The sequence below is a fragment of the Vibrio sp. SSH13-20 genome, from assembly GCF_040104475.1.
In the GTDB taxonomy this organism is placed as follows: domain Bacteria; phylum Pseudomonadota; class Gammaproteobacteria; order Enterobacterales; family Vibrionaceae; genus Vibrio; species Vibrio harveyi.
This window is the reverse complement of record NZ_JBECOU010000012.1, coordinates 19,578-31,487: the sequence shown is the minus strand read 5'-3', so window position 1 is coordinate 31,487 and position 11,910 is coordinate 19,578. Positions and strand designations below refer to the sequence as shown.

At 46.0% G+C, this 11,910-nt stretch carries 8 protein-coding genes; 3 read left to right on the top strand and 5 right to left on the bottom strand.

The genetic code is table 11. The features are described from left to right. Positions 1-699, bottom strand: a complete 699-nt coding sequence (locus ABMY42_RS24160) for an ABC transporter permease (RefSeq protein WP_005445822.1) — start codon at positions 697-699, stop codon at positions 1-3. Between the two features lie 6 nt (positions 700-705). Further along, complete coding sequence (locus tag ABMY42_RS24155; protein WP_005445821.1) at positions 706-1,524, bottom strand: substrate-binding domain-containing protein; 819 nt, start codon at positions 1,522-1,524, stop codon at positions 706-708. A 343-nt stretch (positions 1,525-1,867) separates the two neighbouring features. On the opposite strand from ABMY42_RS24155, the gene ABMY42_RS24150 reads away from it, so the two are divergent. Together ABMY42_RS24150 and ABMY42_RS24145 are read left to right on the top strand one after the other, a co-directional pair. Beyond that, a complete protein-coding gene (locus ABMY42_RS24150; RefSeq protein ID WP_005445819.1) occupies positions 1,868-3,319 on the top strand; it encodes a sigma-54 dependent transcriptional regulator in 1,452 nt (483 codons plus the stop codon). After that, complete coding sequence (locus ABMY42_RS24145; protein ID WP_005445818.1) at positions 3,309-5,351, top strand: cache domain-containing protein; 2,043 nt, start codon at positions 3,309-3,311, stop codon at positions 5,349-5,351. The genes ABMY42_RS24150 and ABMY42_RS24145 overlap by 11 nt, the downstream gene beginning before the upstream one ends. A gap of 101 nt (positions 5,352-5,452) precedes the next feature. Here the strand turns inward: ABMY42_RS24145 and ABMY42_RS24140 are convergent, their stop codons facing one another. Next, on the bottom strand, positions 5,453-6,331 hold the full coding sequence (locus ABMY42_RS24140) for a mechanosensitive ion channel domain-containing protein (RefSeq protein WP_005427576.1): 879 nt from the start codon (positions 6,329-6,331) through the stop codon (positions 5,453-5,455). A gap of 2 nt (positions 6,332-6,333) precedes the next feature. Next, positions 6,334-8,679, bottom strand: a complete 2,346-nt coding sequence (locus ABMY42_RS24135; RefSeq protein WP_349266870.1) for an ATP-binding protein — start codon at positions 8,677-8,679, stop codon at positions 6,334-6,336. Between the two features lie 400 nt (positions 8,680-9,079). Between ABMY42_RS24135 and ABMY42_RS24130 the strand changes: the two genes are divergently transcribed. Then, positions 9,080-10,672, top strand: a complete 1,593-nt coding sequence (locus tag ABMY42_RS24130; protein WP_050903728.1) for an ABC-F family ATPase — start codon at positions 9,080-9,082, stop codon at positions 10,670-10,672. Positions 10,673-10,956: 284 nt separating this feature from the next. Here the strand turns inward: ABMY42_RS24130 and ABMY42_RS24125 are convergent, their stop codons facing one another. Continuing rightward, positions 10,957-11,781 (bottom strand): formate dehydrogenase accessory sulfurtransferase FdhD, encoded by an 825-nt coding sequence (locus ABMY42_RS24125; RefSeq protein WP_005427802.1) that lies wholly within the window; start codon positions 11,779-11,781, stop codon positions 10,957-10,959. Positions 11,782-11,910: the final 129 nt, after the last annotated feature.

Below are 11,910 nucleotides of genomic sequence, written 5' to 3'. Positions count from 1 at the left end.
TCATGTTCTTAGATAGCCTTTGCCTCTCATGCTCGATAAGAGGAAGTTGAGCGCTAACGCTAACGATAGTAATACAATTCCTAATGCAACTCCTTGCGCAAAAGCACCTTTACTACTTTCCATAGCAATGGCAGTCGGAATATTACGGGTTACGCCCATAATGTTGCCACCAACCATCATTGAACAACCTACCTCTGTGACGATTCGTGAGAATCCCGCAATGATAGCCGCCAATAAAGGAAAACGTGTCTCCCAGATCATAGTAGCAGCGATACGAGGTATTGACGCTCCTAACGTAATCGCCGTTTCAACCGCGCGACGGTCACTCGATTGAAGCGCACCGTGCATCATAGAAACCAGAACCGGAAAACAGACGATCATTTGTCCTAAGATCATGGCTTTTTGCGTAAACAGCATTTGCCAATCACCTAAAGGTCCCGCTCTCGATAGCAGCATGTAGAGCAGCAAACCGATTACGACCGTTGGCACGGCCTGTAAGGTGTTCACAATGGACAGCAAGAACCACTTACCACGAAAGTCGGTGTAGGCGAGGACAAAGGACATCAAAATAGACGGCAATACCACCAAAGATATTGCCGTAATAGAAACACTAAAGGAGACCGCAACGATCTCCCATAGGTCTGCATCAAAATTCACCAGTAAGCGCAAGGCTTCTAGTGTTGTATCAGCAAGATTCATATTGCGTTATTTGGTCTCAGCATTCGCAACGAACAATTGTTTACCATTCAGACGGAAGCTGTTGATCAGCTCTTGACCGTGCGGATTTACTAACCAGTCACTGAACGCCTTCGCACCTTGGTAGTTGATGGTTGGGTAACGCTCTGGGTTAACCAAAATCACTTGGTATGGGTTAAATAGTTTTTCGTCGCCTTGGAATAGAATCGCAAGATCCAATTTGTTTTGGTAAGCCAACCATGTACCACGGTCAGTCATGGTGTAGCCTTGCATCTCTGAAGCCATATTCAGAGTAGGACCCATACCTTGGCCTACGCTGCGGTAGCCACCAAAGTTTGGTTCCATCTTAGTTTGCGCCCAAATGCCCAATTCTTTTTTGTGTGTACCAGAATCATCGCCACGAGAGATGAAAGTTGCATCTTTGTTTGCGATCTCTTTGAACACGTCGAGTACGGATGCATCGTCTTTCACTTGTGCTGGGTCAGACTTAGGACCAACGATAACGAAGTCGTTGTACATCAGTTTACGTGGAAGGACGCCGTAGCCATTCTCAACAAACACACCTTCTGCTTTAGGAGCGTGTGTCATTACCAAATCAACGTCGCCGTTTTCACCCATCTTCAGCGCTTTACCAGTGCCCGCCGCGATGATATCCACTTTGTAGCCAGTGTCTTTTTCAAATTGAGGAAGTAGGTAGTCCAGTAAGCCAGAGTGGTAAGTACTTGTTGTTGTTGCCAGGCGAATGTGTTCGCCATCTTGAGCTGAAAAAGCAGAGTAGCTTACAAGAGTGATTGACGTTGCAGCTAGAGTCAGCGCAATTTTTTTCATTTTAGTTGTTTCCTTTCCAATGATTCTTTGGCTTCTAAAGTCTTGGGTTACTAAAGAAGTCGCCAGAGCGTCATAGCGCGCTCATATCACAAGTCACCTTAGGGTGAGGGAGCGAGAAGCGATGATTACGCGTTGATGTCTCCCGCATCCTGAGACCACTTGGACACTCCATATAGCAAACAAGATGCCAACATTTTACAAGCTCAAAATGTTTGATTTATGCGCTAATTCATGGACTTATTTGCATAAAAATTTGCGTTGGTACAAAATGTCGCACTTTTTGTAGGGTATCTCTGTTTAAACTTGGTACACTCTGTCCCATTCAAATCCAACTGGGGTAAATATGTCTACTCAATCCCATATTAGTACAAACCAACAATACAACGCTTTTTCAGTACTGGTCGTTGATGATGAACTCGGTATGCAAGCCATCCTTAAAAAGGCTCTGGGCAAGCTGTTTTCTCAAGTCGATACAGCGGGCAGCATTGAAGAAGCGGAAGAGCTACGTAACTCACGCCACTACGATTTGATTCTGTTGGATATCAACCTGCCGGGGCGTTCAGGGATTGAATGGGAAGAGGCGTTTGAAGATGACGATAAACGCGCGGATGTCATCTTTATGACAGGCTACGCGGATTTGGAAATTGCGATTCGAGCCCTTCAGCTTGGTGCATCGGACTTTATCCTCAAGCCGTTTAACCTAGAACAGATGCTGAAAGCGGTCAGTCGTTGTATGGATCGCCGTTTGAACGAACGCATGCAATACGCGATGAAGCGTGACTATCAGCGTCACAACACCTCAGAGATTATTGGCGGTTCGGAAAAAACTCGCCAGCTCAAACAACTGATCACTCAATTTGCGCCGTCTCGCGCATCTGTCCTAGTGGAAGGTGAGTCGGGCACCGGTAAAGAGTTGGTAGCGAGAGGCATTCACCAAGCAAGCGGTCGAACAGGTCCATTCGTCCCACTTAACTGTGGCGCGATTGCACCAGAGCTTTTAGAGAGTGAGTTATTCGGTCATACCTCAGGGGCTTTTACTGGCGCTAAGAAATCTCGCGAGGGTCTTTTCCGCGTAGCCAATGGCGGCACATTATTCCTTGATGAAATCGGTGAGATGCCTTTGTCCATGCAAGCGTCACTGCTACGCGTGTTAGAGCAGCGCACCATTCGCCCGGTTGGTTCTGAGCGTGAAATCAGCATTGATGTTCGTATTGTCGCGGCGACCAACCGCAACCTGCAAGAAGAGGTCAACAAAGGTAACTTCCGTAGCGACCTTTACTACCGTTTGAACGTGCTGAAGATTGAAGTTGCCCCTCTACGTGAGCGTAAAACAGACTTGTTTGAACTGGTTCCATATTTCAGCAATATGCTGACCAGTGAGCTGGGTATGCAAGCACCGAAGTGGGCGCATGAAGATATGGAAGCGATGAGTGAGTACGAATGGCCAGGTAACATTCGCGAACTTAAAAACCTCATCGAGCGTTGTATTTTGTTAGGTAAACCGCCTGCGCATCACTGGCGTGAACTCAATGGCGGTCATGCTTTACCTAATGTCTCCATTACCGTGTCACACAGTGAAGAATTGCCAACCTTCAAAGAGGGCAAAGAGTTCTCTGGTGAAGGCTATCCAAACACTTGGACACTAAAAGAAGTGGAAAAAGCGCATATCCAGCAGTTGGTTAATTTGCACGAAGGCAACAAGTCGGCGGCGGCTCGAGATTTAGGAGTGGCACGAAAAACGCTAGAGCGCAAATACAAAGAGTGGGATTCTGAGGACGAGGATTATGCCGAGTAGTAGTTGGCAGCAACACAAAGGATTGTCTAAATGGACGTACCGATTCAAAACCATGGTGCGTTATCGACTGTTGATTTTGACATCTGCGCCAATCTTTCTAACGCTAATAGCCCTTATTGGCATTACGATCTATTGGTCGATTCACTATACGTGGCAAAACGCGTTGTTAGACGTATCGGAGCGTTTGGGTGTCGCTAATAACAGCATTACGCTGCTGCAACAAAAGCAGGCGAACTACGTCAAATCGTTCGCGGACTCTTATGACTTCCGTACCAGAGTGAACCAAAATGTCCCACAAGCAGAGTTGCAAAAGTGGGTGACGGCGCAGAAGAAACGTTACGGTTTGGACTTTTTGTCCTTCCAACGTGTTAATTCGATGGAAAACAAATTCCGCTTTATGGATTTAACTAAGCGCGAATCTTTCTTCGATGTTCTCGACAGAAAGGAACTGGAAAAGCTAGACCCTGAACTCGCCAAACGTGCTGAAGTACCGATTCTAAAGACTGGTGGAGTGGAAGCGCGTGGCTTGGTGAGCCGAACTGTGATCCCAGTTTACAGCCAACAGAACGACTTAATTGGCTTCTTAGATGGCGGTTTGCTGCTTAACAACAGCACGGTATTGGTCGATCAAATTCGTGATCTTATCTATTTGAGTGATAACGACACCCTCCGTCCCGTGGGGACTCTGACGGTATTTTTGGATGATCTTCGTGTTAGTACTAACGTTCCCTTAGACAGTGACCAACGTTTAGGTCGCGCTATCGGTACGCGGGTGAGTTCAGAGGTATACAACAAGGTATTGGCGGAAGGTGAGCAATGGGTCGATCGCGCGTTTGTTTACGATGCTTGGTACATCACTGCTTATCAACCAATCAAAGACCAGTACGACAATGTCATTGGTATGCTCTACACCGGTTACTTGATGTGGCCATTCGTAAAAGCTTACATGACCAATATCGTTGAGATCAGCTTGATTACCTTAATGCTGCTCTTAGTTTCTGGCGTGATGGTGTATCGCGGTTCTCGTGATCTATTCCGTCCAATCGAGCGCATCTACAAAGTCGTGAAGCTTGTCCAGTTGGGTAAAGAAAAGCGCATTGGTCCATTAGGGCTGGATGAACACCACGAACTCGCTCAGTTAGCGCGTCAGTTCGATAACATGCTTGACGCTTTGGAAGATCGTAAAGTCGAGCTGAAGAACTCCGCCATGGAACTGGAAGGTAAAGTTCAACAACGCACGGCGAGTTTGAAAGACAAAACTGAAGAGCTTGAACTTCATATTCAACTGCTTAACCAAACCCGTGACAAGCTCGTCGTCAACGAAAAGCTTGCCGCACTGGGTGAGTTGACTGCTGGGATCGCCCACGAGATTAACAACCCAACCGCAGTGATTCTGGGTAACGTTGAATTGATTCAGTTTGAGCTAGGTGAAGAGGCAAGTCGCGTTCAGGAAGAGATTGATGCGATTCACGCTCAAATTGACCGTATTCGTAATATCACTCGCAGCTTACTGCAATACAGCCGTCAGGGCGGTGTACAAGACGAAATTACGTGGCAGCACGTGAATCCAATTATCGATGAGAGTATTACGCTGGTTAAAACCGGCACTAAAAAGCGCGACATCGATTTTGTCACCGATTTACAAGCCCATACCTCGGTCGAGATCAACCGCCACCACTTGCTGCAGATTCTGGTGAACTTGCAGATGAATGGCATTCACGCGATGGACGGCAAAGGCAAGCTAACCGTCGTGAGTGAAGATTGGATTGAAGACGGCGAACTGAAAGGTGCCGCGATTCATGTCACTGACGAAGGTTGCGGTATCAAGCCAGAAAACTTGAGTCGTATCTTCTCGCCATTCTATACCACTAAACGCGACGGTACTGGGCTAGGGCTTTCTGTTTCGCAAAGTATTCTTAGTCAAACAGGCGGCGAGCTAAAAGCTGAATCGGAATGGGGCAAAGGCAGTACGTTCAGTATCTACCTGCCAAAGAAAGCCGAGCTACTGCTTGAGGTAACGAATATCGCTTAACCGGCGATTCCAATTCGCCAACTCGCAAAGAAAAAGGGTCAGTGTAATCACTGACCCTTTTTGTATCTGTCCTTCTCTAAACGCGAGAGGAATACGCAGAATTAACCCGTATGCACTGCAATCTTCGGTGGATTGATACCGTGCTTCTTGAACTCTTTCATCACACGTAGAGTAATGTCGGTTTCAAACAGCTTCTCGTAGGCGGTATCCACCACATAAGCCTTACACGTTAGCTGAATCGCCAAGTAGTTATCCGTAATGGTCTGCTTGACAAGAACCGTTACCGGCTTAGGTAGGTGAATATAACGACTTGAAGACGCCGCTTCCTGAATCAAGTCACGCGCTAACGTAATGTCTTCATTCATGCCTACATAGAACGGAATCACCACCTGCATATCCAGTGCACCATAGTTACCGCTGACCACAACTTCACTCAAGAACTTGTTGTTTGGAATCGTAATGATGTCATCGGTTAGGGTGCGCATACGCACAGAGCGCAAACCAATCGCAATGATATCGCCGTAGTTACCTTCGAACGTGACGCGGTCACCAACTTGGAACGGGCGATCCACCATAACCGTCATACCCGCGATGAAGGATGCGGCTAGGTCTTTCAATGCGAAACCAACCGAAACCGCTAACGTACCACCAATCAAAGCAAGGATTTGATCGTTAATACGGAAGCTCATCATAAACACGACAGAGCCAGCGGTTAAGTAGATAAAGAACTGCAAGAAAGATTGAAGCTTTTGCAGCACCATGCGGTATTGCACGAACTGGCTACCAATGCTCTCTACCATCGAGTTCATGAACTTAAGCAGTAGCCACGTTGAGGCAATCACAATGATGGAGAAGAACACGCCGCTCCAACGAATTAGGCTAGCGATTTGCGAGATATTATCCACACTCGCGATCTCTTCAGTCGCTAATGCAGAGGTGCTTAATAGCGATAACGCTAATACGGTGAGTAGTTTTTTCATCGTTATTTCACCAATAAATGTTGACGGTCGAGAACGTTGGTTATGTGACGGAACCAGTGATCCGACACGCGAGCTTTGTCTTCGCTCCACTCAATAAAGCCGCGGCTTTGGAAGTAGCGCAGAGTACCGATAACTTCCGCAATACTCAGTTGAGTACATTCAGACAACTCTTCCGGCGATGCCACTTCAAGCTGAACAATTGAGCGCAGCACTGCCAGCATTGGCTTCGGCATTTTTTCTAGTTCTTGAGACTCTGGTGCATGGAACAATCGAACCACCACTTGTTGCGTCTCTTTGTCTTGACGCAGAGACAAGCGGAAAAAGCGCAAGCCCACTGTCGGGTTACCATCAGAGTAATGCCACAGAATACGGTAGAAACCTTGTTTAGCACGTTCTTCTTCCGTGATGTCTTCTTGGTCCCATTGCTTAGGTACGACAAGACCATCAAACGTTACTGGATTCTCAATTTGTTGGTTAATACGCGTATCAAACAGCGCAGACAGTTGTTTTTCACTCCAGCGCGGCATAAACGCCACCCAGTCAAACAACAAACGTTCGCCACGAGCACGGTCGACGAAACGCCAGCTTGCTTTCTCAATCGCCATCACAACGCGGTGGTTCTTCTTAGAACGACGAAGTAGGTTAGTCAGTTTAATCAAACCGCTTAAACCGCCTACCATTGGCTTAACTAAGCGCTGGGCGTTATCAACTGCGATAAGGTAAGGCGTATCACTTTTACGTAAATGCGCAAGAACCTGAATCTCAGACGCGTCTTCTTCTAACCCAAGTTGTAGTGCCAGCTCTTTTAGTAGTTCACTGTAACCTGCGTATGGACAGTTCAGATAAAGCGGTTCGGCGTTCTTCACTTTGTTCAGGATAGTGCGAAGGAAGGTCGTTGTACCAACGCCACGTTCACCAGAAATCACACATACCGCAGGGCTATCTGTCAGCAGGTATTTAGACAGTTGCTTTATTTCGTCAGAGGCATACTCGACCAACTCGCTGTCTTCGCTACCAGGGAGAATATACTCGAATGTTTGCTCGCCTTTGATTCTTACTAGATTGGTATCACCACCGTTATTACCCGTTTGTTTGGCTACTTCGATACGGAACAAGTACGCCAACGCTTGGCTGAACATGGTGTAGTTAGACAACATTGCGACAATGCGGTGTTTAAAGCTGTGCAGCATAATCCACACAGCACAAATAGCCGTACCGATGATGCTTAACAACAAGGTATCTTTACGACGGATTGACCAGTTTACCCAAACAGGACGATCAGAGAGCTTCTCCGCGACTTCAAATACCTTCTTACGCCATAGGCGCAATACCGACAGTGTCACCAATACAAACCAGAAGAACAGCGCGCTGTAGATCCACGAGTAGATGGTGCCTTTACCCAGCGTACGAATCGAGATTTGTAGAATTACGCCAGCAACAATAGCGCTCCAAACGTAACGACGAATGGTTGAAAGACGTAGGGCAATCACCTCCTGGCTAGTGCTGCGGCTGTTGCGATAAGTAAACTCGAGAATAAAGCTAATCGCGATAGAACCACCTAGAACCCACCAAGTGAAGATTTCTAGAATGATCAAATGCTGCAAGCTAGGGATTTCTGATAGCACCCGAAGAGAAAGCGTAATCGCAATCAACCAAGCAATTGCTCTGTGCGCACGACTGATATACCAAATCAAACGAACCCAGATTGGCGGTTTAGCCACGTTATCTAGTTGTGTTTCGCGGAATAGGGTAATGATGCGCTTGCTGTTAGTTAACCACCAGACCAGACCGAAATAGATAAACAACACTTTGATGCCAGCCCAAACAACCGGAATCGGTGAAATCAGAATTTCTTTAATCAGAGATTTGAAAGAACGAATCTGGAAGAATACCAAGTACTCGACGTTAAGCTGAGTTTGACGCCACTCTTGCTTAAACTGCGTGACACCATAAGGACCGAAACCAGTCAGTTTATCGTGCGTGATGGGGTCAGTAAGCTCTAATAAACGCTCTTTACTTTGTCCTAGGCTGTTAACCGTAAGGTAACTGGATTGTGTCTCAAACCACTCTTTGTCTTCACCAGAATTGCGGTATGTCTTTAGGTGTTGATCAAAGATAAGGGTCTGTTTGCGCTGCTCATTCATTACTGCATTGAGCAGTTGGTTGACCTTACGTTTGTCTTGATCAGACATAAACAAAGGCTCTGGCAGCTTATTGATCTCCTGAGTGATCTCTTGCGCTACAGGCAAGATTTGAGGCTCAGGTTGGAATTCGTACTCCCACTCAGCGTGAGCGGGTAAAGAAAGCACGAGACCGACTAGCATTAAAATGCGCGCCATGAAATGCATAAAATTCTCTTAAAACTTAGAAGGTTAGAGTTAGTGTAGTTGCTTTATCGCGATATGCGAGTTTTACCCAATGACCGTACGTTTAGTTTCGATTCTTTAATAGAGACTGACGCTTAATAAAGGAATAACGTACGGAATTGATAAAAGGGGACGCACTATAAACCCAATTTCATGGGGTATGTCAATGATTAGTCATGACGGATTTATGTCTCAGTTTTGAGTCGGTTAGAGTGAGAACACTTAAATTTAGCAAGGTTTATGTTAGCCAAATCTCAAAAATCAGTTCGCTAAACAGTGCTTTTTCTCATTAATTAATAAAAACAAAACTTGAAGTGTGTAGCCTTAAGCAGTAACGTTGCGCGGTTTTTCCCAATAAACTTGAATTGCTAAGGTAAAGGTTTTGATTTCCACAGCGAATATTACTCAACAATTTGGCGCTAAGCCGCTATTTGAAAACATCTCAGTTAAGTTCGGCGAAGGTAACCGCTACGGCTTAATTGGGGCTAACGGTTGTGGTAAATCAACCTTTATGAAAATCCTGAGCGGTGAGCTTGAACAAACAAGTGGTAACGTAAGCTACGATCCAAACGAGCGCGTTGCAAAACTGAACCAGGACCAGTTCGCGTACGAAGAATTCACTGTAATCGATACAGTAATCATGGGTCATAAAGAGCTATGGGAAGTGAAGCAAGAGCGTGACCGCATCTACTCACTTGCTGAAATGAGCGAAGAAGACGGCATGAAAGTGGCTGACCTAGAAGTTCAGTTCGCGGAAATGGACGGTTACATGGCAGAAGCGAAAGCGGGTGAGCTTCTTCTTGCTGTGGGTATTCCAATGGAGCAACACTTCGGTCTAATGAGTGAAGTTGCACCGGGTTGGAAACTTCGTGTGCTTCTAGCGCAGGTTCTATTCGCAGACCCAGACGTTATGCTTCTTGACGAACCTACCAACAACTTGGACATGGACACTATCCGTTGGTTGGAAGACACGCTAAACGCGCGTAACTGCACAATGATCATCATTTCGCACGACCGTCACTTCCTAAACTCAGTATGTACGCACATGGCTGACTTGGATTACGGTGAGCTACGTGTTTACCCAGGTAACTACGACGAGTACATGACAGCGGCTTCTCAAGCTCGTGAACGTCTACTAAACGACAACGCGAAGAAGAAAGCACAAATCGCTGAGCTACAAACGTTCGTTGCGCGTTTCTCTGCAAACGCATCAAAAGCAAAACAAGCAACATCTCGTGCTAAGCAAATCGACAAGATCAAACTGGATGAAGTAAAAGCGTCTAGCCGTCAAAACCCATTCATCCGTTTTGAGCAGTCTAAAGAGCTTTTCCGTAATGCTCTGATTGTTGAAAACCTAAGCCAAGGTTTTGAAGACGACCTGTTTGCTAACTTCAATGCGATTTTTGAAGTTGGTGAGCGCGTTGCAATCATCGGTGAGAACGGTGTGGGTAAAACAACCTTGCTAAACACGCTTGCTGGTGTAATAGAACCACGTACAGGTGAGTTCAAATGGTCTGAAAACGCGAACATCGGTTACTACGCGCAAGACCACGCACACGACTTCGAAGAAGACCTAAACCTAACGGATTGGATGGGTCAATGGCGTCAAGAAGGCGATGACGAGCAAGTGGTTCGTAGTTTCCTAGGTCGTATGCTGTTTGGTCAAGATGACATTAAGAAGTCAGTAAAAGTACTGTCTGGTGGTGAACAAGGTCGTATGCTGCTTGGTAAGCTAATGATGCACAAACCAAACATGCTGCTAATGGACGAACCAACCAACCACATGGACATGGAATCGATCGAATCATTGAACACGGCACTAGAGCAGTACAAAGGCACACTGTTCTTCGTATCGCACGACCGTGTATTCGTAGACTCGCTAGCAACACGTATCATCGAAATCCGCGATGGTAAAATCACAGACTTTAAAGGTACTTACTCTGAGTTCCTAAAATCTCGTGGTATCGAAGGCTAATCCTTCTTCCGAATAAAGAAAAAGACCTCATTGCGAGGTCTTTTTTTATGTCTATTCTGTGTTAGTGCTAATGCTTTGCTAGCGCTATATTGTGGCGTTCAATCCTTAAATTGCCTCATTAGATAAGCATAAATCCCAACGAGCCCGAAGGTAATGATCATCGAAACGATGATGCCGCTTGGGGTGAGTAGATAATTCCACAGCTGATCGTTGTTCATAGTTCACATCCTTTGTGAATCCACATGATGACTTAAGTCTAACTCATTTGGTGAATTAATGATGAGTTATTGATTTCCCTTCACGTCAAAATCAATCTTCTCTGCACCAGTGAAGACTTGGAAACGTAAGCCTTTCGCACGAGCGATAGTAGTGATGCCAAACTTTTTCGCCAGATCCAAACCCATTTGAGTTACGCCCGAGCGAGAAAGTAAAACAGGGATACCCATCTGCGCCACTTTAATCACCATCTCTGATGTAAGGCGCCCCGTTGTGTAGAAAATTTTATCTTCACCCGTTTCTTGATTAAGCCACATTTCACCCGCTAGCGTATCAACTGCGTTGTGACGACCAACATCTTCCACAAAAGACAGCACTTCGTTGCCTTTACACACCGCACAGCCATGCACAGCGCCCGCTTTTTTGTAGGTATCGTTGTAATGCGTTAATGCTTCAAGCGCCGCGTAGATTTCAGATTGCTTCAAAGGCACTTGTGGGACTTGGTAATCTTCAAGCTGCTTCATCACGTTGCCGTACATAGTGCCTTGACCACAACCAGACGTCACCGTCTTCTTCTTCAGCGCGCCTTCTAGATGCTCGGTATTTTCTTTGGTGATAACTGCAGCTGAGTGCGTTTCCCAGTCAATAATGACCGATTCAATCGCTTCAGGATCAGACAAGAAGCTCTGGTTCTTCAAATAACCCAACACAAGCGCTTCAGGGCGAGAGCCAAGCGTCATTAGCGTAACGACTTCCTTCCAGTTCAACATCACCGTAAGAGGGCGCTCACAGGCGATTTGCTTAGTTAGCTTCTCACCGTATTCGTCAAACACTTCTACTTCGATGGTCTGTAGGGGATTTTCACTGGTTTTAATAATGTTTGGTTTTACCACAGTCATGTCCTAATGAATGAGAGAGCCGATACACGCTCTCATTAATGGGTCTATTCGTCTTAACGCTACAACAAAGCAATTCTCATTCCAAAATAGCTGTTATAAGGAAAATTGCGAGGCATTGCTTCG